The 25100-nt window shown below is 69.1% G+C and carries 15 protein-coding genes; 8 read left to right on the plus strand and 7 right to left on the minus strand.

What is annotated here, in order from left to right; translation table 11 throughout:
* Positions 1–248: 248 nt before the first annotated feature.
* Entirely contained in the window at positions 249–2966 is a 2718-nt protein-coding gene (locus Q8A52_RS27585) for an AAA family ATPase (protein WP_316756269.1), read from the minus strand.
* A gap of 586 nt (positions 2967–3552) precedes the next feature.
* Between Q8A52_RS27585 and Q8A52_RS27590 the strand changes: the two genes are divergently transcribed.
* A complete protein-coding gene (locus tag Q8A52_RS27590; protein ID WP_316756271.1) occupies positions 3553–4827 on the plus strand; it encodes a sensor histidine kinase in 1275 nt (424 codons plus the stop codon).
* 117 nt (positions 4828–4944) lie between these two features.
* Here Q8A52_RS27590 and Q8A52_RS27595 read toward each other — a convergent pair whose 3' ends face one another.
* The 5 genes from Q8A52_RS27595 to Q8A52_RS27615 all read right to left on the minus strand — a co-directional run bounded on the left by Q8A52_RS27595 (position 4945) and on the right by Q8A52_RS27615 (position 11824).
* The gene (locus tag Q8A52_RS27595; RefSeq protein WP_316756273.1) at positions 4945–6189 is read right to left on the minus strand and encodes an FAD-dependent oxidoreductase; all 1245 of its coding nucleotides are present in this window, start codon (positions 6187–6189) and stop codon (positions 4945–4947) included.
* Positions 6190–6343: 154 nt separating this feature from the next.
* Positions 6344–7819: an alpha/beta hydrolase gene (locus Q8A52_RS27600; protein ID WP_316756275.1), complete on the minus strand. Its 1476-nt coding sequence runs from the start codon at positions 7817–7819 to the stop codon at positions 6344–6346.
* Positions 7820–8250: 431 nt separating this feature from the next.
* Complete coding sequence (locus tag Q8A52_RS27605; protein ID WP_316756277.1) at positions 8251–8856, minus strand: DUF3455 domain-containing protein; 606 nt, start codon at positions 8854–8856, stop codon at positions 8251–8253.
* Between the two features lie 533 nt (positions 8857–9389).
* Positions 9390–10178: a hypothetical protein gene (locus tag Q8A52_RS27610; protein WP_316756279.1), complete on the minus strand. Its 789-nt coding sequence runs from the start codon at positions 10176–10178 to the stop codon at positions 9390–9392.
* Positions 10175–11824: a serine/threonine-protein kinase gene (locus tag Q8A52_RS27615; RefSeq protein WP_316756281.1), complete on the minus strand. Its 1650-nt coding sequence runs from the start codon at positions 11822–11824 to the stop codon at positions 10175–10177. The genes Q8A52_RS27610 and Q8A52_RS27615 overlap by 4 nt, the downstream gene beginning before the upstream one ends.
* Before the next feature lie 892 nt (positions 11825–12716).
* On the opposite strand from Q8A52_RS27615, the gene Q8A52_RS27620 reads away from it, so the two are divergent.
* The 3 genes from Q8A52_RS27620 to Q8A52_RS27630 are packed head-to-tail and all read left to right on the plus strand — an operon-like array spanning position 12717 to position 16482.
* Positions 12717–14057 carry an endonuclease/exonuclease/phosphatase family protein gene (locus Q8A52_RS27620; RefSeq protein WP_316756283.1) on the plus strand — a complete coding sequence of 447 codons (1341 nt, stop codon included), beginning with the start codon at positions 12717–12719 and terminating at the stop codon, positions 14055–14057.
* Positions 14042–14482 (plus strand): exonuclease/endonuclease/phosphatase family protein, encoded by a 441-nt coding sequence (locus Q8A52_RS27625; RefSeq protein WP_316756285.1) that lies wholly within the window; start codon positions 14042–14044, stop codon positions 14480–14482. The genes Q8A52_RS27620 and Q8A52_RS27625 overlap by 16 nt, the downstream gene beginning before the upstream one ends.
* A gap of 29 nt (positions 14483–14511) precedes the next feature.
* Positions 14512–16482 carry a phosphocholine-specific phospholipase C gene (locus tag Q8A52_RS27630; protein WP_316756286.1) on the plus strand — a complete coding sequence of 657 codons (1971 nt, stop codon included), beginning with the start codon at positions 14512–14514 and terminating at the stop codon, positions 16480–16482.
* A gap of 58 nt (positions 16483–16540) precedes the next feature.
* Here the strand turns inward: Q8A52_RS27630 and sbnA are convergent, their stop codons facing one another.
* The gene (sbnA, locus tag Q8A52_RS27635; protein WP_316756288.1) at positions 16541–17527 is read right to left on the minus strand and encodes a 2,3-diaminopropionate biosynthesis protein SbnA; all 987 of its coding nucleotides are present in this window, start codon (positions 17525–17527) and stop codon (positions 16541–16543) included.
* A gap of 354 nt (positions 17528–17881) precedes the next feature.
* Between sbnA and Q8A52_RS27640 the strand changes: the two genes are divergently transcribed.
* The 4 genes from Q8A52_RS27640 to sbnB are packed head-to-tail and all read left to right on the plus strand — an operon-like array spanning position 17882 to position 25091.
* Complete coding sequence (locus Q8A52_RS27640; protein WP_316756291.1) at positions 17882–20446, plus strand: Pls/PosA family non-ribosomal peptide synthetase; 2565 nt, start codon at positions 17882–17884, stop codon at positions 20444–20446.
* 36 nt (positions 20447–20482) lie between these two features.
* Complete coding sequence (locus Q8A52_RS27645; RefSeq protein ID WP_408649261.1) at positions 20483–22996, plus strand: non-ribosomal peptide synthetase; 2514 nt, start codon at positions 20483–20485, stop codon at positions 22994–22996.
* Between the two features lie 23 nt (positions 22997–23019).
* Complete coding sequence (locus tag Q8A52_RS27650; protein ID WP_316756293.1) at positions 23020–24024, plus strand: TauD/TfdA family dioxygenase; 1005 nt, start codon at positions 23020–23022, stop codon at positions 24022–24024.
* A gap of 32 nt (positions 24025–24056) precedes the next feature.
* Complete coding sequence (gene sbnB / locus Q8A52_RS27655; protein ID WP_408649262.1) at positions 24057–25091, plus strand: 2,3-diaminopropionate biosynthesis protein SbnB; 1035 nt, start codon at positions 24057–24059, stop codon at positions 25089–25091.
* Positions 25092–25100: the final 9 nt, after the last annotated feature.

Raw genomic sequence — 25100 nt, forward strand, 5'->3', positions numbered from 1 at the left:
CAAGATCATGCGCCGACTGCTGCGCGACGTCGCCGAGAACCGCCAGCTCGGAGACGTCACCACCCTGACCGACTCCACGGTCATGGACCTCATCCAGGACAAACTGCCCGCCGCACCCAACGAGGACCAGCCATAGCCCACCGCTTCGGCGGCGCATGCGGCCTCCCGGGCCTGAGCCTGGCACGCCCGGGCAGGCACGACGGTGCCGGACGGCATTCACCGCCGTCCGGCACCGCTCGTCTTCGTCCTCAGGCGCCGAGGGCGTCGGCCAGTCCCGCCCGGCCCGTGATGCCCAGCTTCCGGTAGGCGCGGCTCAAATGCAGCTCCACGGTGCGCAGTTCCACGAACAGCTCCTCGGCGATCGCCCTGTTCGTCATACCCTCAGCGGCCAGCCGGGCGACACGCAGTTCGGCACGTGTCAGCGCTCCCGCTCCCTGCGCTCCTTGCGTGCCCTGCGCCGCCGGGCGGTAGCCGCTGTCGCGCAGTTCGTCCTCGGCCTCCCGCACGATGGCGGTCGCTCCGCACCGCTGGGCGACTTTCAGGGCCTGTTGCAGATGGGTACGGGCGGCGTCCGGCGCTCCCTGCCGGACGAGCAGCGCGCCGCAGTCCAGGAGCGCCTGAGCGTAGGCGTGCCGGCAGTTCGTGGTCTCCAGGAGTGCCACGGCCTCACCGAGCAGACGTGCCCCTTCATCGCCACCGGCGATCAGTCCTGCCGCGCGCAGTGCCGAGCCGACCGTCTCGGGGACACCCCAGGCGCGAGCCAGCCGGAGCTCCTCGTCGGCGAGCCGACGCGCGTCAGCTTGCTCGTCCAGCAGGGCGTGGGTCAACGCCGCTTCCGAGCGCCATGGCAGAACGGCCGGGTGTCCCATACCGCGTGCGCAGGCGCGTTCCCCGCTGTCCAGGAAGTCGGCGAGCGCCTGACGGAGTCGGCCCTGTGCCCGTCGTACCCTGCCGCGGACCAACGTCGCGAAGTCGTTCGCCCAGTGCGGCGTCAGAGGGCCGTTGAGACCCTGCCGTTCCAGCAGTCGATCAGCCTCGTCAGCATGTCCCTGCTTGACCAGGGCATCCGCCCACATGGCAACGCTGTGGCTCACCTGCGCCTGCGCGCCCACGCTGCGCAGCGCGTCTAGCGCCGTGCGGGCGTCGCGAACGCAGTCGTCCACGTTGCCGAGGCGGTAGTGCACACCTGCTTTGAGTGTATGTACGTATCCCCGCTCCAGTCTGGAGTCCTTGCCCCGCCCCCGTTCCATGCTGGCGTCGACACGGGAGAGCGCGAGTTCCGGTCGGCCGGCCACCGCCAGGGCCAGCACCGCGCCGGTGTAGACGAAGGACTCGTCCCCCTTCGGTGTCACCCCGTGGGCCAGGGCCCGCTGTGCGTGTGCAAGGGCGAGCTCGGCGGTGCCGCCGGTCATGATCTCCCGCAGGGCGAGCAGGGCTTCCAGGGCGCTCTCGGCTGTGGGGCCCAGGGCCGATGAGGCGCTGAGTTCCCGGAGGCGGCCCGGCACCGAGGCCTCGAAGGTGCCGCAGGTGACCTGGGCGTACAACAGGTCGATCTCGGCTCGCAGGGCGTGATCGGGAGCGAGCGGTCCCAGTTGTTCGATGGTGCCGCGCAGCACTTCGATGCCCTCCGGATACCGGTTGAGGGCGAAGAGGGCGCCGGCGAGTGACCGAGCGGCTTTCGCGTGTGCGTGGGGCGGCAGGCTCAACTGCAGGCTGCCGCGAAGGCTGCGGACGGCCGTGCGCGCACACCGCTCCAGCTCGGCCTCCCCGAGCGAGATCAGGACCGACGCGCGGACGTCGTCCCGCAGGGGCTCCCGCAGAGCCTGTCGCAGGCAGGCGATGCTGCTGTCGCTGTCGTGTCCCCTGACCTCCTCGGCCGCCTGCAGCAGTGCTTCGGCAACCCACTCCTCTCCCTGATGGCTGCGGAGCAGATAAGGGGTGACCGTGTCCCAGGGCGCACCGGTGTCGAGCAGGAAGCGCGCGGCACGCGTGTGCAGGTCCCGCCGCGTGCCGGGAGGAACCTCATTGGCGACCGCGGTGGCCAGAGCGGGGGCCGGGAAACGAGGCCCGTGCGGGGTCTGCACCACGATGCCGATACGGTCCAGCGTGTGCACCGCGTCTTCGACGGCACCCTCGTCAAGGGTTGTCACCTGGGCGAGGAGAGGCACGGAGGGGCGGTCGGGCAGGACCGCGACCGCGACGGCGGTGTTGCGGACCTCCTCGCCGTGCGATGCGATGTCGGCGAGCGCGGCCCGCCCCAGTTCCCTGGGCACGTGTTGCAGGATCCGGGCGGCGGTGGTGGCGTCGGGAACGGTTCCCGAGGCACGCACCGAGCCCAGAACGCTGTGCAGGACGGAGGGGATTCCCGCGGCGGCGTCCAAGCAGGCGCGAAGGAAGGGAGGTTCGGGATCCGTGCCCAGTTCCTGCGCTGCCATCACGCGCACCTCGTCCGCGCCGAACGGGGCCAGGGTCATCTGATGGTCGAAGCGGGGGAGCAGGTCCCCGATCACTTCGCGGTCCGGGTCGGCGCCGGCGTTCGGCACCAGTGCGGCGACAACGGCGGGCCGTGCCCCGGGAGAGCGGAGAAGAAGACGGCCCAGCAGACGCAGCGAGGCACTGTCGGCAAGGTGGAGGTCGTCGATCACCAGGACCGACGGGCCCTTCCCCGAGGCACACAGGCGCTCCTCGGCCCGTACCGGGTCGTCCACTTCCGCCACGTCCGTGAGGTCCGAGGAGGCGCTCCAGGAGGCGAACATGCGACGGATCAGATCGAACTCACGGTCCTCCGGGTCACCTGCTCCACGCAGCACCCGGAGCCCGCGTTTCGTCGCTCCCTCTGCGAAAGCGCGAAGAAGCGCCGATTTTCCGAACCCTCTGTCACCGCGCACAACCAGCTTGCTTCCGTGGGCGGGCAAGGATATGAGTTCATCCAGGTCCGTGAGTTCCCGCTGTCTTCCTATCAACACGGTTGCCCATTATGCGGGTTCGGAGGCCGCGCTCACCCCGGCGCGCCGGGATACGAGACGGGTGACCGGATGCCCGCCGGACCGAAGTGTTGCGATGCTTCGGTAGGCCACGGGTTTCGGCGGCTCTGCTTCCGTGGTGGACTCACCTGCGACAACGACAGCCCAGCCGGCGGAGGCTTCCGTCTGTACGGGCTGTGACCGAGACCCTACGGTCCGGCAGGCTCAGGGCGAAGCACGATACGGGGGAGCGACGGATGAGCGAGAAGAATGCCACCGTATATTGCAGGGGCGTGGACGCTCGCGGGGTCGGTCATATTCTCAGCGTTGGTTATGGGAGCGGTGTACGGCCCCGAATCCCTGCTTTCCTTCACCATTCCTGCCATGGGCTCATTCCTCGGTGCGTGCATGGTCACGTACAGTTTCCGACGGTGACTTCGCCGAACCAGCGGCGATGGGAAGTGGCCGGTGAACGGCACAGTGCCGCCATGCACGATACGCTCGAGTGCAACGCGGGAGCCCGTCGCTGTTGGCCCGCCCACTGACAGGACACGATCGCGGGCCGATGACGCGCCCCATGGACCTTCACATGCGACTTCCCGCTGCGACCAAGCGACCGGTGCGCGCCACCCGTCGCGCCCCGAAGAAGATCACACTCACGGACACGAGCCTGTCGGCTCTGGCGGTCGGCTACGCACTGCTGGTCTACTTCGCGATCATCCCCAATGACACCTCGCAGGGCGTGTCCGGCGAACAGCCGTGCCTGGACTGGATTTTCGTCTCCTGGGTGAGCGCCGACGTCGTGGCCGGAGCCGCGATCCTGACCCGTCGCCGATGGCCCGTCCCCCTGGCGTTGGCCGCCGCGACAGCCCGCTTTGTCACCGGGTCCGTCATGACCGTCCCCATTGCCTTCTACACGCTCATCTCCCAGCGCCGCTACGGGTGGGCCGCGGTCGCCGCGGGGGCCGTGTGCACCTCCTTCGTCCTCGACTTCAAGGAGATGCTGTACTACGAGCCCGGCATCGGCCTGCCGCTGGCAGTGGTCCGCGGATTCGAGGAGATCGGAATACGGCAGTTGGTGCCCTTCGTCATCGTTCCGGCTCTCGTGGCCGTCACCGTTCGGGAACACCGGCAGCGCATCGACAGCCTCCGCACACTGGCGACGCAGCTGCGGCGTGAGCAGGAACTCGTCGCCCAGAACGCCGTGCTGACCGAGCGGTCCCGTATCGCCCGGGAGATGCACGACGTCGTCACCCACTACGTCGGTTTGATCATCCTTCGGGCCGGCGCCCTGGAGGTGACCGCCGACCAGGAGTCGGCCGACGGTCACACCGCGCGGCTCATAGGTGAGTTGGGCCGCAGGGCGATGCAGGAGCTCAGGGACCTGTTGCATGTGCTGCGCACCGATGCCACGGGACCGCGCCCGGCACTCAGCCGGGCAGGGGAGGAACCCTTCGAACCGGACCTCGCCCGGCTGCTGAGCAGTGCTCAGGAAGCCGGGATGCGCGTCTCCTGGAGAGTGGACCCACGGATCGCGGACTGCGATCCGCCCCTTCGGCAAGGTCTCTACCGCATCGTGCAGGAGGCCCTGTCCAACGCGGGCCGCCACGCGCCCGGGGCCGAGGTCGACATCGAGGCGACCGCAGAGGGCGACGTCCTGAAGCTGACGGTGCGCAACCTTCGAACCGAGCGGAGCGATGTGCCCCGGCCGGCCGCCGGCAGCGGCGGACTCGGCCTCATGGGCATGCGCGAGCGGGCCCAGAGCCTGGGTGGAGAGGTGACGACCACACGCACACCGCAGGGAGAGTTCCTGGTGCAGGCGCTCCTTCCGCTGAAGAGCCTCTCCGGCACAGGCCACCCGTGATGTCACAAGGCGCTCATGGTTGCCGCGGTGCCGAGGGCGGCTCGGCGAGGAGCGCGGGCTCGGGCCGCAGGGCGGCGAGGAGCATCGGGGGCGCCAGGAGGGAGTACAGCGGCTTCGTCAGGGCCAGCACGGAACGGAACACACGGCCGATCTGCGGATCGTGCGCCGCTGGATCCGACGCAGATACAGCCCCAGAAACCGTTCCGCCGCGTTCGGTGCTGCCGCGTTCCCGACGGCTCCCGGCATCTGCTTGTCCGCGCCTGCCGAGATCGCCCAGGGTTGCTCGTACACCCTGGCCAGAGCGCGCCGAATCCGCTGATGGTCGAGCCGCCCTTCGGCGCCCCGCAGTGTGTCGCGCAGGGCGACGGCCGCCAGCGCTGCCGCCGCCACTCCCTGCCCGTACACCGGGTTGAAGGTGCACAGCGCGTCGCCGACCGCGAGGAATCCGGCCGGCACCTGGGAGTTCTCGTAGCGGCGGCGTGCGTTCGCGGTGTGGCGGAAGCCGAACACCGGCGAAGACGGTTCAGCCGTGCTGAGCCACTCATGGACCAGGGGATGAGGAAGCTGCCGCGCGAACGCCAGGAACGCCGTGTGGTCCACGGGAGGCTCATGACCCCGCACTCCCGACAGAGCCACCACGTACCCACCGCACTCCTGTGGGAGGACGAGTGCACCTGTGGGCTGACCCGGCCCAGGAATCAGGTAACAGCCCGGGGCACTGCCGGGGCCACGGCCCTGGGGACTGCGGTAGAGACGTGAGGCGTAGGCGAGTCCGGTGTCCACTACGTCCTCGCCCGCGGGCTCCACGCCGATCGCCCGCAGCCACCCGGGCGCCTTCGACGTTCTCCCCGAGGTATCGATGACGAGGTCGGCCTCGATGTGCGACACGTCGTGCATACGAGACGCCCCTCGCACGCCGGACCGGCGCAGCGTGACGCCGTTGATCCGGCCCTTGTCGCCCAGCAGGCCGGTGACCTCGCCTTCCACGACACTGACCGAGGCATGGGTGAGCACCCGCCTTCGGATGAGCCATTCCAGTTGCGCACGTGAGCCGGTGTGGATGCCCGTCGTGGCGGGCAGCCGGGACGACCAGCCGCCGTTCTGCCACTGCAGCAGGTCCGTTGGCAGGCCCAGCCACGGGGTGCCCACGGAACGCAGCTCCCGCACTGTTCCGGGCAGCAGGGACTCCAGGGCGTCCAGGCCTGCCTCGAGCAGTACATGGGGATGGCGGTCATGCGGTACGCCGGGACGGGAGACGGGGGTCTGCGGGAGCCGGTCACGCTCCACGACCGTCACCTTGTCGGCGTACGCCGCGAGTACATGGGCGCACAGCAGCCCGGCCGGGCCCGCCCCTACCACCACGACATGACCTGTTTGCATGGTTGAACTGCCGGTGGGCACCACACTTCTCCATCGAGTGAGCCGTACGAGGGGCGCCGTCCCGGCGGGACGGCGCCCACACCTTCCATGACTGCGTGCGGGGACGGCATCGGGCACGGGCCGTCCCCGGGCAGGCCTATTCGCAGTACGTTCCGCGAGAGGGAACGATGTTCCACAGCAGGTAGTCGTCCACCAGCCGGGTCAGGCAGGCATTGCCGGACACGTAGGCACCGTGCCCCTCACCCCTCATGCCGATCTCCACCCCGACGTCCTTGCCCAGGGCTTGGGCCAGCCGCCTGGCACCGGCGAAGGGTGTGGCGGGATCCCCCGTGGCTCCGATGACGAGAACCGGACCGGCTCCGGGCGCCCGCACGTCCAGGCGCACGGACTTGCCGTGCACCGGCCAGCCGTTGCAGGCCCCCATCGTCCACGCGAGGTACTGGCCGAACACCGGGGAGGCCTCGCGGAATCTCGGCACGAGCTCGGTGATCCGCTCCTCGCTGACATGATCACTGGTGTCGGCGCAGTTGACGGCGGTCTGCGCTGCCTGGCGGGAGCTGTAACGCCCTTGAGAATCTCGTTCGTTGTGGAGGTCGGACAGGGCGAGCAGGATGTCGCCTCGGCCGTGCCGCATGGCCTGGTCCAGACCCCTCGTCAGGACGTCCCACAGCTGCTCGCTGTACAGGGCCGCGGCGATGCCCACGGTGGCCAGGTCCGCGGTCAGCTTCCGGCCGCGGTTCGTCGGCAGGGCTCGTGCGTCGAGGCCGCGCAGCCAGGACGCGAGCCTGCGGTTGCCCTCGGCGACACTCTGTCCTGTCGGGCACTTCTTGCTCATGACGCACTTCTTCATCCAGTGGTCCAGCGCGAGTTGGAATCCCCTGGTCTGCATCAGATCGGCCTGTTCCGGCCCGAGGGTGGGATCCACCGCTCCGTCGAGGACGATGCGCCCGGCTTTCTCGGGGAAGAGATGCACGTACATCGCTCCCAGCAGAGTGCCGTAGGAGATTCCGAAGTAAGAGGTCTTCCGGTCACCGAGGACCTCTCGCATCAGGTCGATGTCACGTGCGGCGCTCTCCGTGTCCACGTGCGGGAGGACGGCCGCCGACTCTTTCTGGCAGGCAGCCGCGTACCGCCTCGTCTGCGCGGCGTTCGCCGCGCGCTCCTCCGGCGTGTCCGGGGTGGCGTCCCGGGCATAGAAGCGGTCGAGTTCAGCCCCGCTCAAGCAGGTGATGCCATGGCTTCGTCCGGCACCGCGGGGATCGAAGCCGACCAAGTCGTAGCTGTGACGCAGCCGTTCGAACTTGTCCTCGACGGCCGGCAGGATATTGGCCCCGGAGGCGCCTGGACCTCCGAAGTTGAAGATGAGCGACCCGATGCGTTTGTCGCGGTCGAGGGCCTTGGCGCGCACGAGGGCCAGTCCGATCGTCCGGTCGCGCGGTTGGTCCCAGTCGAGGGGCACCTTGAGCGTGGCGCACTCCCACGCCTTTCCCGGCGCCGGGCCCGGGCCCTGGGCCGGCGCGGGGTCGGGGCACCGGTTCCACCGCAGCTGCTGCCCGGTCAGGGACTTCGGCGGGGTCGGGTGCGCAGGAGCGGAACCGCCCGGAGCGCTCATGCACCCGGGCACGGCGAGCACCAGAAGACTCAGGCCGGCGCATGCGAGGCGTCTTTGCCATGCGGGACGCGGACGGGAGAGCGGAGCAGAAGGGGACGGCGCGGGGTGCTTCATGAGGTGTGGTTGTGCCTTCGACGGAATCAAATAGGGATCGGCCCAGATGCGGCGGCGTCGGTACGGGTGGTACCCGCAGGGCCGGCTGAGGGCTCCCCATATCGAACAAGATCGGCAAGCGGCCGCCCAGACGGCTTCCACCGAAGAGTGCTAACTGTTCGGTCCCGCACATGGGCCGAGCCGATCGCCATTGGCCCCCCACCACACGGGATGCGTGCCCGGCCCAGTTGTGCCGGGCGCGGACACACACGGTCCTTCTTTCCGCTTCGCCGGGTCGGTGGGCCGCGAAGAGGATGGGAGGGACCGGAATACTCAGCTCAGCCTCGGGTGCGCGCCCTCGGTTCGGGTGCAGGTGTGTTGCGGCACACGCTGACGAACTCGTAGTCGGCTCGGTACGGGACCTCCGTGGTCGGGGTCGCCGCGGGGTCACAAGTTCCGGCCGGGGCGACCCCGCCGCTGGTGTTCAGCCTGCGGACCTTCACCACTTCGGCCAGTTTGCCGGTGGGCCGCCCGGTCTGGGTGGCCTGCAGCTCCAACTCCGGGATGTTGCCCGGGCCCCGCGGAGTCTTGCTGGTCACGGTGCCGGTCACGGCGCTGCCGTCCCGGGCGACCCACTGTGGCGGTCCGGAGTCCGGATTGACGAACGAGTGCTTGATGCCGCCCTGGAGAGTGGCACGGACACCGCGCTGGGTGAAGGCGAAGGTGCCGTCCGGCTGCTGAGTGCAGGCGTAGATCTGCACGCCGGAGACGACGGAGGCACGGAAGGTGCGTTCGACGGGTGCCTGGGAGGCGTCGGCCGTCGTCCCGTCCTGGGCCGCGAAACCCGCGCCGGTCGCCGCGACGAAGCCGCCGGTGACCACGCCGGCGCCGACGACCAGCCAGACGAGCTTCTTCTTTCGTGTCGCGGTTCGCTTTCTGGACATTCTGATCCTCATCTCGATCGTCGCGAATGGGAAGGGTTATTTCCGTTCCCTTGACGGCATGAAGGTCAAGCTTTTTCAACCTAGCCGTTGGGCGACCTGATGTACGTGCCGCCCTTTGCGGGTACTCAGCTTTCGGCGGGTTTCTTTGGTGTCCGAGCTGAAGAGAAGCGGATCGCGGACGAGTGAGACTTCGGTGCGATGTGATGGAAAGCCGCAGGTCAGCTGGCATGTTGAGAATGGGCTCAAGATCCTCTTCAGGGTTCACCGAAATCTTTTCTCGAACCACCGATATGCAAGACCGAAACCTTAAGATGTGCGGGTTCCGGCTCTTGCCGGATCGCGACTCAGGACCTTATTGTTTCATGCCCGCTATCTCGCGGGGTGTCTGCGGCAAACCGCGTGGCGATTCGAAAGCCGGAGGAGGAGCGGCTGTGGCCGGGTGCCGCAGCCGCTGCCCTGACCGAGTGTCAGCGCTGACGCACAGTGCCCTGGCGGAGCGCTGACCTTCGCGGACGCGGATGGCTGATCGGGGGTCAGGGGCAGTCGTACGTGAGGTGGGTGGCAACCGTGCGGTGTGTGGGGGAGAGGATGCGCAGTTCGGCTTGTGCCTGGAAGTGGCCCTTGCCCTGGAAGGTCCACAGGAGGTGGAGCCGTGCGTGCTTCTGGCCTCGGACCACCGTTTCACGCAGGACGCCCGAGGTGGTGCCGTCGCTTCGGATCCAGCGGTAGGAGAGCTTGCCCGGTCGGCCGTTCGTGGTGACGAGGCCGACGATGTCCGCGGTGTCGTGGCACCCGACAGCCGTAGGCCGGGCTGTGACCGCAACCGTGCGCACCCCCACCGACGGCCCGAGGCGCTGCCAGAGCAGGAACGCGATGACGCAGATCAGTACCAGCGCGGGCAGGGCGTGTCTGCGCAGGCGCCGACGCCGGGGCGCGGGGGCCTGTGGTACGGCGGGCAGCGTTCTGTGCGTGCGGTGCGCGACGGCGGCCGTCACTCCCGGGCCGAAACGCAGCACGGTACCTTCGACACGGTCCGGCGACGTCGGTGTGGTCGGCGCGATCTTCGTGGCGGATGATTCCACGAGAGTGTCGGTGTTCTCGACCAGGGTTTTGGTGTCGTCCGGCTCGGGCCGCTGGATCCAGTGGCTGCCGAGGACGGTGGCGCTGTACTCGGCGTCGCCCGGGCCGGGTTCGTCGGCCGGAGTGGCATCCCCGGTGGCGGGGAGGTGGACGGTCGGGGCGTGCTCGTCGCCGGAGCTGAGCACGCGGGTGGGCTCGCTGTCCTCGGCAGGCGCGGGGGTGCTGTCGTTGTGCGTGGTCATCGGAGCTCACACTGCCTGGTCAGTAGCTGCTGAGAGGCGCCGCCGTCGGCGGAGGCCGGGGTCGTCGTGGCCTGCACCGCCCAGTAGCAGCCCGTGTTCTGGAAGGTGTGGTCGACGGGGATCGTGTAGTGGGTGGCGCCGTTGCGCTGGAAGGTCTGGGACGCGCCGTCCGGGGTGCCGAGCGCGCCGGGGACATTGCTCGTGAACCACGAGACGGTGATGGAGACCGGCCCGGTGCCGTCCGTGGTGATGTCGACGGTAGCCGTGGCGGTGGACGGACCCGTCTGCCGGAAGGCCGACACGGCGACGTCCTTGACGGCGGGAGCGGCCGGCGGGGCGGGGGAAGTGGTCGTCGGCGCCGGGTCGGTGGTCGCCCCGCCGGACGTCGGCGTCTCGGACGGAGCCGTGGCGGCGGACGCCGAGGGCCCGCCGGTGCCGGGGGTCCCCGAGGTCTCCTCGCCCGGGGACGACGGGCTGGAGGACGTGGTGGACGTCGGGGACGGGGACGAGTGGGCTGATGAAGAAGGAGTCGGTGCGGTGGGCCCGAGCGACGGCGTGCCGGGCTGGGCGCTGGTGGTGGCCAGGGCCTGTGCCGCCTGCTGCGGATCCGGTGTCGGGGTGTGCTGGGCGCCGTAGGCCAGGAGGATGCCCAGGAGCACGGCCGCAGCGGACACCAGCATCCCGGGCCGGCCGGGGAGCCACGACCCGATCCGGCCGCGGCCCGTCTCTTGGGCCAGGACCGTGCGAGCGATGTCCGTGGTGGTTTGCGGGGCCTTGCGTGCGGAGGGCAGCAGCAGCGGCAGCAGTGCCACCAGCGCGGCGAGCCGGCCGCGGCCGCGTTCCTCCCAGTCCGGCCCGTAGGCGGCGCCGGCGGCGGCCTCCAGTTCCGAGACGAATGCCTCGGCGTGGGTGGGCCGTTCCTCCGGGTCCTTGGCCAGTCCGCGCCGCACCAGTTCCCGCACCCCTTCGGGAACCTCGTCCGCGGGGATGGGTGCGTCCACGTGCCGCAGCGCGAGCTCGGCGAGGTTGTCGCCCGCGTACGGCTTGTGGCCCGTCAGGCACTCGAAGAACGTGGCCGTGGCCGCGTACACATCGGCGGTGGGCGAGGCGGGCGCGCCGGTCCACTGCTCCGGGGCCATGTACGAGGGGGTGCCCGCGACGCCGACACTGGTGCCGGTGTCCACTGCGATCCCGAAGTCGACGAGCTTGGACGATCCGTCCGTCACGACCAGGACGTTCTCCGGCTTGTAGTCGCGGTGGACGACGCCCACGCGGTGCGCGTCGGCCAGGCCGAGCAGCGATCCCTTGAGGACGACGAGCGCGGCCTCGGGCTCCAGCGGACCCTCCCTGGTCAGCAGGGTCCGCAACGAGACCCCGTCCACCAGCTCCATCACGATGGCGGCGCCGTCCGGGCTCTCGACGTATTCATACAGTTCGGCGACGTAGAGGCTTTCCAGCCCACCGAGCAGTCGAGCCTCAGCCCTGAACTCGTGTACGAAGCCCGGCCGGGTCCGCAGTGAGTCGCTGAGGTACTTCACCGCTACCGGAACGCCGGTCTCCTCGTGCACGGCCAGTACGACCCGTCCGCTCGCCCCCGATCCGAGCTCCAGCGACTCGGTGTATCCGGGCACCGCCCATGCGTTCATTCCGTCCCCCGATCCGCCGTGCCACCGGAATCCCATTCGCTCCAAAGCCTCGGGCACGCGTTGAGAGACATAGTTTCGGCCACTACGGTTGCGATGCGGTGCCGGGGCCGTCACGGGTTCGCCATTCCGGGCGGTAACTACGCGAAAGATCGGATTCCCCGGCCCTTCCTCCGGCGTAACCGCCGGTGGCGGGCGGCGGGCTCACCCGGGTCACTGCTTCCGGGCGTCGTACAAGCCGGCATCAGCGGGAATGCCGGGCGGGCCGGGGACGCGGATCTCGCCGTGCCTGCGGTGCCCCGGGCAAGGAGTGATCCACGGGCGGGAGTCCTCGGACGGCACCGGACAGAGGTCGCAGCACCTGCTGTCCAGGGCTGGGGCGCCTTCAACCAGCCGACGCTGATTCGCTCGTAGGCGGGCCGGCGGCGGCCGGTGCCCGACTCGCCGTACGTTGCCCCCAGCGAGACCCCGATGAGAAGAGCGCGGCAAATGTCCCGGCCGGACGCGAGGTTGATCACCCGAGAGGTGAGGCTGCGTCGTCCGCTCACCTCGTCCCGCTGTGTGCACAGACCGGCGTGACTTGCTGAACGGCGCGTGGCGTTGCGAGCGTCTGGGCCGTCGCGCGGGACGATCCTGCGCTCCCCGCTTCCGTGAACCGCCGCGAAGCCCAACTGACCTCGAAAGTTGCTGTTCAGTAAGGGCGTTGGGGTTCGAGGTCGACCCCTCTGCCCCTACAGGGAATCCTCTGACTTCCGTCTGCTTCCCGTGCGGTGGTAACCCGTCGTTCACGGAAATGACGCCGTGGAACGGCTTCCTGGGGGGCGAAGTTATATAGACAACTTTGCCCACCGGGATGCCGTCGCGACGGTGCCCGGGGCGGAGAGGACCCAACACCGTGCCACCCCTCTCACAGGCCGTCGCATCCGGGAGCAGCATCGCGATCGGCTCCACGACGCCTCCCCAACGCGGCGACAAGCTGACCTTCACCTGGGCGACCGACGCGCCCGACCCGAAGAACTTGATCGGCGTCTACGACGGCGACCGGCAGCCCCGCAGCGGCAGCAGCTCCCTTGTGTGGGCCTACGTGCCCGACGCCGCCTCCGGGCAGACGACCCTCGACACCTCCGGCCTGAGCGGTGGGCCGTACACCGCGTATCTGCTGGCCAAGGACGGCTACGACATCCTCGCCGAGACGGAGCCGTTCAGCTTCGCCGGGGCGCCCGCCGGCAACTCGATCACACTGACGACACCCGACCCGCACGAGGGCGACAAGGTCTCCTTCCACTGGGCGACCGACGCACCCGACGCGAAGAACTGGGTCGGTGTGTACGACGGCGACCGGCAGCCCGGGCACGGGTCCTCCCTCGCGTGGGAGTACACCCCCGGTGCCTCCGGTGACATCACCATCGACACTTCCGGACTCAGCGGCGGGCCCCACACCGCCTACCTGCTCGCCAAGGACGGCTACGGAATCCTCGCCCACAGTGCACCGTTCAGCTTCGCGGTCCGTCCGGTGATCCCGCGGCCGTACGCGGTGGTGGATGCCCTCACCACCGAGCCGCAGACCTCGGGCACGGACTTTTCGGTGAAGCTCGGCGGACTGTGGATCAGGCCCGAGGGCAATGCCGCGGGCAGCGCGACCTTCGAACGTGTCACGGGGGACTCCTGGCTGTCGGTGGCCGCGGACGGCACGGTCAGCGGCAAGGCCCCCCTCTTCGCGCCGCGGAGGCCCGGTCGGCTGGTGGTCTCCGTGACCGACAGCGTCGTCGGCAGGGACACGGTCACTGTGCAAGTCCCGGTGCGCACATCGCGGGAGCGGCTCGGGCTCAAGGTCGCCTCGATGAACCTGTGGGACGCCGGCAGTCACGTCGACGGGTTCCTGGAGAAGCAGCTGCGGCTGGTGCTCACCCAGGGACTGGACGTCGTCGCGCTCCAGGAGTGCGGCGACAGCGGGGCCGGGAAGCTCGCCAGGGCCCTCGGCTGGCATGTGCACCAGGCCGGTGGCCTCGGCATCGTGAGCCGCTACCCGCTCACCGACGTCGTCGCCCCGACCGCGGCGCTCCCGGCCGCCGCGGCGACCCTGCACCTGCCCGGCATCGCACGGTGCGGCTGTGGACGGCCCAGCTGGACGAGGCCGACTACGGCCCGTACGCGCTGCTCGCGGGACGGACGCCCGCGCAGGTCGAGGCGGCGGAGAAGGCGACCGCGCGCTATCGGCAGGTGCAGACGCTGGTGACCGCGATGCGGCCGGAGTTCGCCTCCCGCACGCCAGTCGTGCTGGCGGCCGGCCTCGCCTCGCCGTCCCACCACGACTGGACGAACCGTACGGCGTCCGCGCACGGGGGAGTGGGCCGGGTCCGCTGGCCGGTGACCGAGGTGCTGGAGAAAGCCGGCCTCGTGGACGCCTTCCGCGATGTCCAGCCGAGTCCGGTGAAGGCCCCGGGTATCACCTGGTCCCCCGTCAGACCGCAGCACGAAGGTGGCGGCGCGGAACCCCAGGACCGCATCGATCAGGTCCAGTACGCGGGGCGGTTGAAGGTGCTGGAGGCGCACAGCCTGTTCACCGGCTGGCCCCGTCCGGTGCCGAACACCTCGGCCAACGGCTGGCCCTCCGACCACGCGGCCGCCGTCGTCACCTTCTCCCTGTCCGCCCGCGGCTGACCCCGAACGACCCGAAGGACCTTCCTCCCATGACTGAGATCAGCCGCCGGACCTTCATCGGCACCACCGCGGCCGGAGCCGCCGTCGCGGCCGGACTTCCCGGCACGGCGGAAGCCGCGGGCCGCGATGCCCGGCACGGCAGCGTCGCGGACGTCAAACACGTGGTGATCCTGATGCAGGAGAACCGCAGCTTCGACCACTACTTCGGCACCCTGAGCGGCGTACGCGGCTTCGGCGACCGCCAGGCGATCGTCCTCCCGGGCAACGAGCCGGTGTTCCGCCAGCCCGCCAGGGGCCGCAAGGAGGGCTACCTGCTGCCCTTCCGCATGGACACCACGAAGTACAACGCGCAGAACGCGGGCGGCCTCCCGCACGACTGGGACACCGGCCACACCGCCGTCAACGGCGGCGCCATGGACAAGTGGGTCTCCGCCAAGGGCGAGCGGACCATGGGCTACTTCACCCGGGAGGACATCCCCTACCAGTACGCCCTGGCCGATGCCTTCACCCTCTGCGACGGCTACTTCTGCTCGCTGAACGGCCCGACCGACCCCAACCGCCTCTACCTGTGGACCGGCACCGCGGGCCCCGGCGTCGACGGCACCACCGGACCGTGGACCGACAACACGCCGGTCACCGGCAACCCGGTGGCCGACTGGACGACGTACGCCGAACGCCTGGAGCAGGCCGGCATCACCTGGCGCGTCTACCACAACCCCGACGGCTCCGACGACCGTTACGGCGACTACGACGACAACGCGCTGTCCTACTTCAAGCAGTTCCACGAGTTCCCCAAGGACGACCCGCGCTACATCAACGCCATGACGAAGTTCGACCTCACGGCGTTCGACCAGCACTGCAAGGACGGCACCCTGCCCACGGTCTCCTGGCTGGTGGCCCCCTACCTGTTCTGCGAGCATCCGAACGCCAGCCCCGACTACGGCGCCCACTGGGTCGACACCGCGCTGCAGTCGCTGTTCTCCAACCCCGAGGTGTGGAAGCACACCGTCTTCCTCCTCATGTACGACGAGAACGACGGCTACTTCGACCACGTCATTCCGCCCTTCCCCGAGCCCGGCACCAAGGACGAGTTCGCGAACGGCAAGCCCATAGGTCTCGGCAGCCGGGTACCGCTGTGGGTGGTGTCGCCGTGGTCGCGCGGCGGCTGGGTCAACTCCCAGGTGTTCGACCACACTTCGGTACTGCGCTTCCTGGAACGCGTCACCGGCGTGAAGGAGCCGAACATCTCCGACTGGCGGCGCACCGTCTGCGGCGACCTCACCAGCTGCTTCGACTTCACCAAGCCCGACTACAGCATCCCCGCACTGCCCGACACGGTTGCCCTGATGGCCAAGGCCGACGCAGGCAGCTCCCTGCCCGCGGTCAAGGTGCCGACGCAGCAGTCCATGCCCGAGCCGGAGGAGGGCCGACGTCCGCACCGCGCGCTGCCCTACCGGCCGTGGGCCGACGCGACGGTCGACCGGGCCACCGGCAAGGTCACCTGCACGCTCACCAACGACGGCGGCGTCGGCTACCACTTCACCGTGCTGCCCAACACGGCCCTGCCCTTCACCGGCACCCCGTTCACCGTCCCGCCCCGCTCCTCCCGCACCTACGTGTGGGACGCCTCGGCGACCGACGGCCGCTACGACTCCTCCGTGCACGGTGCCGACGGATTCGTCCGCCGCTTCTCCGGCACCGTCGTCCGTGAGGGCCAGGACGACGTGGCGGTGCCGTCGGTCACGGCGCGGCTGCGGCACTCCGGGCGCCCGCAGAGCGCGTCGGTGGAACTGGAACTGCGCAACGACGGCGGCACCGAGGTGGCCTTCACGGTCACGCCGAACGACTTCGCCGGCCGGGAACAGACCCTGTGGGTCAAGGGCGGAGACCGCACGCGGCTGACGTGGCGCACCGACGAGGGACGGTACGACGTCACCGTCACCGCCGGCACCGGCACCCGGTTCGTCCAGCGATACGCGGGAACCGTGCACGCCGGGTGAGGCATGCCGGGTGGGACCGTTCGCCGGCCGTCGTGGGCGAGTCGGTCCCACCCGGTGGTCAGGCCGCCTGGGACGGGATGCTCAGCGGCCGGGAATCGAGGACGTCGTCGCCGTACAGGTCCTCCACCCAGGCGGTCTGGTAGATGGTCTCCAGATACCGCTCACCCAGATCCGGGGCGATGGCCACCGCGGTGAGTCTCCGCTCCCCCTGACGAGCGAGCCAGTCCATCGCGCCGCTGACCACGGTGCCGGTGGAACCCCCGAACAAAAACCCACGCCTGGCCAGCCGGTGGCAGGCCCGGATGGTGTCGGCCTCGGCCACCCGCACCACATCGTCGACATACGACTCGTCCAGCAGCTGTGGGCGCCTGCTGGTGCCCAGGCCGGGAATCATCCGCCGACCAGGGGCGCCGCCGAAGGTCACCGAGCCGATGGCGTCGACGGCCACGATGCGCACCGGACGGTGCCACTCGCGGAAATAGCGTGCGCAGCCCATCAGGGTCCCGGTGGTTCCGGCCCCGACGAACAGCACGTCCAGGTCCGGGAACTGCCGGGCGATTGCCGGGGCTGTCCTCTGGTAGTGGGCCATGCCGTTGCTGGGATTGGCGTACTGGTTGAGCCACACATACCGGTCGTCCGAATCGCACAGTGCGTGGACGTGTCCGATACGTGCGCCGAGCAGGCCGCCGATCGGGTCGGGCTCGGTGATGATGTGGACCTGGCTGCCCAAGGCCTCCATCATCATCCGGGTCGCCAGGTTGCAGCGGGAGTCGGTCACGCACACGAACCGGTAACCCTTGTTGGCCGCGATCATGCTGAGGGCCACGCCCAGGTTGCCCGAGGACGACTCCACCAGAATCGAGTCCGGCGTCAGCCGACCGTCGCGTTCGGCGGCCTCGACCATTTCGGCGGCGGCCTTGAGTTTGATCGAGCCGGCGAAATTGAATCCCTCGCATTTGAGGAACAAGGGGTGCTCGAAGAATCCCTCGAGGTCGACGTAGAGATCCTCCTCGTTGAAGGCCTGGGGGGCGGATATGACAGGCATGGTCGTCTCCTCGATCAGGGGAGGCCTTCCGGCCGCTGATCCGTCTCTCGGTGCCGCATGGGAGAGGAATTCGGCGGCGAGCTTCGACTCGCCGGAACATCTCCAGTACGCCCAATTCGGAGCGGCCGTGTCATGCCACCGAAATTCGGGGCTTGACATGCGACCTGCGTGCGCATAGGCGGCGCTACTGGGCGGGCAATGGGGAGCGGTCGAGTATCAAGACCATCGTTCGCTGTCAAGACCCGAAATTCAGGGACGGGACAGGAATTCCCCCCTCGGGCCTACTGGAGAGGCGGCCGTCACGAATCCGTGCGCACCGACCGACACTCACCGAATCGTCCTCGAGGAGCTCTCGTGCTGGATAAATCCGCGGGCGTATGTGCGGCCGCTCCGACCGACATCTCGACCGGTGTCGAGAGGCTTCTGGCCGAGGTGCTGGCCGGGGTCGTACGAGTCGAGCAGGTACCGGCCCACAGTCACTTCTTCAACGACCTGGGCGCCGATTCCCTGGTGATGGCGCAGTTCTGCGCGCGGGTGAGGAAGCGGGAGGATCTGCCGACGGTGTCGATGAAGGACATCTACCGGTACCCCACCCTCCGGAGCCTGGCCGTCGCGCTTTCCGAGGCCGCGCCCGCGCCTGCTCCCGTTCCGGCCCCGTCCCCGGCAGCGGATGCGTCGGCAACGGCACGTCCATCGGCCGACGCCGGGGCCGCGGCCGTTACCCGGCGATATCTCGTCTGCGGAATGTTGCAGTTCCTGGTCTTCCTGGCCTATTCCTGCCTCGCCGCCCTCGCTGTCGCCGAAAGCTACGAATGGATCTCCGCAGGCTCAAGTCTGTTCGACCTCTACCTGCGATCGGTCCTGTTCGCGGGCGCGGGCTTTCTTGGCCTGTGCACCTTCCCGATCGTGGCGAAGTGGACGCTCGTCGGCCGCTGGCGATGCGGCGAGTTCCCCCTGTGGGGCATGACCTATCTGCGCTTCTGGATCGTCAAGACCCTGATCCGCACGAGCCCCGTGCGCCTGTTCGTCGGTTCACCGCTCTACGTGCTCTATCTCAGGGCGCTCGGCGCGCACATCGGCAGAGGCGTCACCATCCTCACGCGCACGATCCCGGTCTGCACCGACCTCCTCACCGTCGGGGAACGCACGGTCATCCGCAAGGACGTGCTGCTGTCCTGCTACCGTGCCCACGGCGGCCTGATCCAGACCGGCCGGGTCACGCTGGGCAGCAATGTGCTCGTCAGCGAGCACACGGTCCTGGACATCGACACGTCGATGGGCGACGGCTCCCAGCTGGGCCACGCCTCCTCGCTGCACGCCGGCCAGGCAGTGCCCGCCGGCGAACGCCGGCACGGCTCGCCCGCACAGCCGACCGACGTGGATTACCGGACCGTCGGCCCCGCCGATTGCACCACCCGCAAGAGGGCCACATACGGCGCGATGCAACTGCTGAGCCTGCTGGTGGTGTGGCTGCCGCTGACGATGGGTGGCGCGAGCGCCCTGCTGGCCGCTGTACCGCAGTTTCATGCACTCCTTGAACCCCGGCCGGTGGACAGCCCGTCGTTCTACCTCGAAGCGCTGACCGCGTCCGTGGTCGTCCTCTTCGGCTCCCTCCTCGCCGGCCTCCTTGTCGTGGGCACCGTGCCGCGCGTCCTCAACCGGGCCATCAAGCCCGGCAAGGTGTATCCGCTGTACGGCTTCCACTACGGCGTCCAGCGGGTGATCGCGCTGATGACCAACAGGAAGTTCTTCACCACGCTCTTCGGCGACAGCTCCGCCGTAGTGCACTACCTGCGCTACCTCGGATACGACCTGTCGCGCATAGAGCAGACCGGGTCGAACTTCGGCACCGAAGTACAGCACGACAACCCCTACCTGAGCTCTGTCGGCACCGGCACCATGATCGCCGACGGACTGTCCGTCATGAACGCCGAGTTCTCCAGCACGTCCTTCCGCGTGTCCCGCACGTCGATCGGCCCCCGGAGCTTCCTCGGGAACCGCATCGCGTACCCCTCCCAGGGCAGGACCGGCGACAACTGCCTGCTCGCCACGAAGGTCATGGTCCCGATCGACGGTCCGGTGCGTGCGGGCGTGGGCCTGCTGGGCTCACCCAGCTTCGAGATCCCGCGCACAGTGATGCGCGACAACAGGTTCAACCATCTGGAGACCGGCGACGAACTGCGCCGTCGCCTGGCCGCCAAGAACAGGCACAATGCCGCAACCGCCGGCCTGTACCTCTCGGCGCGGTTCCTCCACCTCTTCGTGATCACCCTCATCGGCATGGGCGCGGCAGCCCTCTATCCCTCGCTCGGTGCACCGGCGATCGCCTTGGCCAGTGTTTTCACGCTCCTGTTCACGGTCGTCTACTTCGCGCTGATCGAACGGGCCTCGACCGGATTCAAGACGCAGACGCCGCTGTACTGCTCGATCTATGAGCCCCACTTCTGGCACCACGAACGCTTCTGGAAGTTGGCCTCGGTCGACTACATCCAGGTGTTCGACGGCACCCCCTTCAAGACCATGATCTGGCGCCTCCTGGGGGCGCGGATCGGCAAACGGGTCTTCGACGACGGTTGCTTCTTCCCGGAGCGCACCCTCGTCACCATCGGCGACGACAGCGCGCTGAACGCCGGGACCGTGGTCCAGTGCCACTCGCAGGAGGACGGCGCCTTCAAGTCCGACCGCAGCACCCTCGGCAGCGGCTGCACCCTCGGGGTCGGCGCCTTCGTCCACTACGGCGTGACGATCGGCGACGGTGCCGTGCTCGCCCCCGACTCCTTCCTCATGAAGGGCGAGGAAGTCACCCCGTACGCCCAGTGGGCAGGCAACCCCGCCCGGGACATACCAGGCCCGGAGGCGCACATCGAGAGCCGGCCGGAGACCGACGCCGCCCTTGCCACCCGAGCTCCCGGCAACTGACACCGCGAAACCAGCACCAGCAGAGGAAACGACCCGATGGCAACGTATCCCTACCACACCCGAGACGGCCTGGAGTACTGGCGCGGCGTGCTGACAGCCGGCGGCTTCACCCCCGCGCCACGCTGGACCCTCCACCCGGTGCCCGGCGTGGGCCAGTACGAGGCACACGCCCCCGACGGCACCGTGGCCGCGCTGCTCCGGCTGGCGAACGAACTGGCGATACCGATGGATTCGCTGCTGCTGGCGGCGCACGCCAAGGTCCTCGCGACACTGTCCGCGGAGCGCGAGATCACCACCGGCTACATCACCGACAACGGCCGTCTGTTGCCGTGTCGGCTCACCACCGCACCCGCCTCATGGTGGCAACTGCTGCACACCACCCACCAGACGGCCGCTGAACTGCAGGCGCACCAGGCCGTTCCGGCCAGGGACATCGACCGGCTGAAGCGCGAACTCGGCCTGACCGGACCGAAGTTCGAGACTGTCCTCGATCTCACCGCGATCGACGGGGTCCTCACCGAGGACACCACGCTGCGAGTGGGCATCCGGCACCACGACGGCCGGCTCGTGCTGCGACTGCGTTACCGCACCGAGTCGCTCGACACGGCAAGTGCCGCCCGTATCGCCGGTTATCACCTGACCGCGCTCGCGCTGATGACCGCCGACCCGGGCGCCGAACACGCCCGGCAGAGCCTGCTGTCCTCCGCGGAGAAGCGCCTCCAGCTGGAGCAACTCGCTGGCCCCGAAAGAGAGTTGCCGGACGCGAGAGTGCATGAACTGTTCGAGGAGCGGGTGCGGATGCATCCGGATGCCGTCGCCGCCGTACACGCCGGCCGGCAGTGGACGTACGCGGAGCTCAACGCCCGGGCAAACCGGGTGGCCCGAGCCCTTGCCGCCCGTGGGCAGGCTCGCGAAGGAGTCGTCGCGGTGGTGACCGAACGCAACCTGGACTGGCTGGCCGCGGTCCTCGCGGTCTTCAAGTCCGGAGGTGCCTATCTGCCCATCGAGCCGCGCTTCCCGGCCGAACGCATCGCGGCCATGCTCTCCCGTGCAGACTGCACCCTGGTGCTGACCGAACCCGGCAGCACCACCACGCTCGACCGGGCACTCGACTCGCTGCCCGGAGTCGAGAGGCTCTTCGTCGAGGAGGCGTACGAGGAAGACCACGCGGACGACGATCTCGGCACCGACGTCACACCCGACCAGCTGGCCTACATCTACTTCACCTCCGGCTCGACCGGTGAGCCGAAGGGCGCCATGTGCGAACACGCCGGTCTGCTCAACCACCTCTACGCCAAGATCGACGACCTTGAGATCGGTGAAGGGCAGGTGGTGGCCCAGACCGCGCCGCAGTGCTTCGACATCTCCCTGTGGCAGCTGCTCTGCGCGCTCCTGACAGGTGGGCGAACCCTGCTGGTCGAACAGGACGCCATCCTCGACGTCCCCCGATTCCTCGACACCGTCACCGAGGGCAGGGCCGCCGTCGTGCAGGTCGTGCCCTCCTACCTCGAAGCCGTCCTGACCGCGCTCGAACAGCGCCCCCGCGCACTGCCCGACCTGCGGTTCGTGTCGGTCACCGGGGAGGCGCTGAAGAAGGAGCTCGCCGAGCGCTGGTTCACCGCCCAGCCCCGGATAGGGCTGGTCAACGCCTACGGGCTCACCGAGACCTCCGACGACACCAATCACGACATCATGCACCGGGCGCCGGAACGCATCCTGCTGGGCCGCGCGGTCAACAACGTGCACATCCATGTCGTCGACGAACACCTCGCACCGGTGCCACTCGGTGCCCCGGGTCTGATCGCGTTCTCCGGAGTGTGTGTCGGCCGCGGCTACATCAACGATCCCGAACGTACCCGAGCGGCCTATCTCGACGATCCCCACCGGGCCGGCACACGGCTCCATCTCGGCGGCGACTACGGCCGCTGGCATCCTTCGGGCAAGCTGGAATTCCTCGGTCGGCGCGACGCGCAGGTCAAGATCCGCGGGTTCCGGATCGAGATCGGTGAGATCGAGAACGCCCTGCTGCGCCTCCCCGGTGTCCGCGACGGCGCGGTGGTGGTCGCCGAGCGCACCGACGGGAGCAGGCACCTGGTCGCCTTCTACTCCGCTCAGCACCCCGTCGACGCCGGGAGCCTCGCCCAACGGCTGGGTGACTCGTTGCCCGCCTACATGGTCCCGGCGGCCTTCCACTGGTACGAAAGCCTTCCGCTGACCGCCAACAGCAAGATCGACAAGAAGGCGCTGACGGCGCTCGCCACCGAACGCGCCGGCAGCGAGGACGATCACGAGCCGCCGGCCACTTTGACCGAGCAGCGCCTGGCGGCCGCCTGGGGCCACGTCCTCGGCGTGCCACAGGACCGCATCGGACGCCGCGACCACTTCTTCGAGCGCGGCGGCAACTCCCTCTCGGCGGTGAAGCTCGCCATAGCCCTGGACCGCGCCGTGTCCCTCCAGGACGTCACGGCACACCCGGTCCTCACCGACCTCGCCGCCCTGGTCGACAACCGACCCGGGCGCCACGCGCCCGAACCAGTGACCTCTTGCTGAACCACATCGAAAGGAAAGCCACCATGTCCTACGCGACTCCGGCGTCCCTCCTCAAGGTGGACCTGCACCCCGGCAAGCCTCCGATCCTGCACGTGGACACTCCCGGCGATGCCCGGGCGTGGGCGGCCGACCACCGAGACGCGCTGCGCACCCTGGTCACCGAGCACGGCGCGGTACTCGTCCGCGGCCTGCACCTGCACGACGCGGACCAGGCCGGTGCCGTCCTTCACCGTCTGGCCACGGCGCTGATGACCGACCGGGAATCCTTCGCCCCGCGCCGGACGTACGCCCCGGGCGTGTACTCCTCCTCGGCCTGGCCACCTACCCAGCCGATGTGCATGCACCACGAACTCAGCCACACGCTCCAGCCACCTGGCCTGATGCTGTTCGCCTGTCTGACCGCACCCGCCACCGGCGGAGCCACCGCCATCGCCGACGCCTCCGCCGTGCTGGAGGCGCTGCCGAACGAACTGGTCGAGCGCTTCGAGCAGGAAGGCTGGCTGCTCTCCCGTACCTACAACGGTGAGATCGGCGCCCCCTACAGCGAGGCCTTCGGCACCGATGACCGCCGGGCCGTCGAGGCCTACTGCCGCACAGCCGGCATCGCATCCGCCTGGCAGCCCGACGGCAGTCTGCGCACCCGCCAGCGCCGCCCCGCCGTGACGGTCCACCCGGTCACCGGCCGCCGCTGCTGGTTCAACCAGATCGCCTTCTTCAACGAATGGACGATCGAACCCGAGATCCGCGACTACCTCATCGACGTCTATGGCGCCGACTCGCTGCCGTTCAACACCCGCTTCGGAGGCGGCGACCCCATCGGCCCGGACATCGTCCAACTCCTCAACGACACCTACGCCGCCCATACGGCCCGCGCGCCGTGGCGGGCCGGCGACCTCATGCTCGTCGACAATGTGCGCACGGCACACAGCAGGGAGGCATTCCAAGGACCACGTGAAGTACTCGTCGCCATGGCCGAGCCGCTCGCGCCGGCCCCGTGCCCGCCTCCCGCCGAGATGAGCAGCCGATGACCAATGCCCCTTCCACGGCAATGGAGCCCGCCATGTCCCAGCCGTACACCGTGCCACCGTTCGCAGTGATCTCCGGCGCACAGGTCCAGCACGCCCTGCAGGGCCGGGAATCGCAGATCGTGGCCCTCATCGAGGCCACCTATCTGCTGCATGCGGCCGGAGAGTCGGTCAACCCCCCGTCCTACTTCCTGCGCTTCCCCGACCGCCCCAGCTCCCGGATCATCGCGCTGCCCGCCTCGATCGGTGGGCAAGACCGGGTGGACGGCCTCAAATGGATCTCCAGCTTCCCCGACAACGTCCAGGTGGGCATCCCCAGGGCCTCCGCCGTGCTGATCCTCAACGATCATGACACCGGCTACCCCTTCGCCTGCCTGGAGAGCTCCATCATCAGCGCCACCCGAACCGCCGCGTCCGCGGCACTGGCCGCCGACCGGCTCACCCGCAACCGGCAACGCCCCACGCGCATCGGGTTCTTCGGTACGGGCCTGATCGCCCGCTACATCCACACCTTCCTGACCGCCGTGGGCTGGTCCTTCGACGAAACCGGCGTCCACGACCTGTCCAAGCGGAGTGCCACGGGATTCAGCGACTACCTTCGGCAGACCGACAGCGCCGGACAGATCACCGTGCACGACAGTCCCGAGGAACTCGTCCGCTCGAGCGACCTCGTCGTGTTCGCCACCGTTGCGGGCGAGCCGCACGTCAGCGACCCGGACTGGTTCACCCACAATCCGCTGGTTCTGCATGTGTCCCTGCGCGACCTGGCGCCCCGGATCATCCTCGCCTCGACGAACATCGTCGACGACGTCGACCACTGCCTCAAGGCCGACACCTCCCCGCACCTGGCCGAACAGCTCACCGGCAACCGCGACTTCTTGCACGGCACTCTCGCCGACGTCATGACCGGACGAGTGACGCCCCCCGCCGACCGGCCTCTGGTGTTCTCGCCCTTCGGTCTCGGCGTACTCGACCTCGCTGTCGGCAAATACGTGTACGACGAGACGGCGCGCTCCGGACAACTCCATGTCGTCGAGGACTTCTTCCACGACCTGCGCCGGCACGGGTGACCGCTCCGG

The sequence above is a fragment of the Streptomyces herbicida genome (assembly GCF_032656585.1).
Lineage (GTDB): Bacteria > Actinomycetota > Actinomycetes > Streptomycetales > Streptomycetaceae > Streptomyces > Streptomyces herbicida.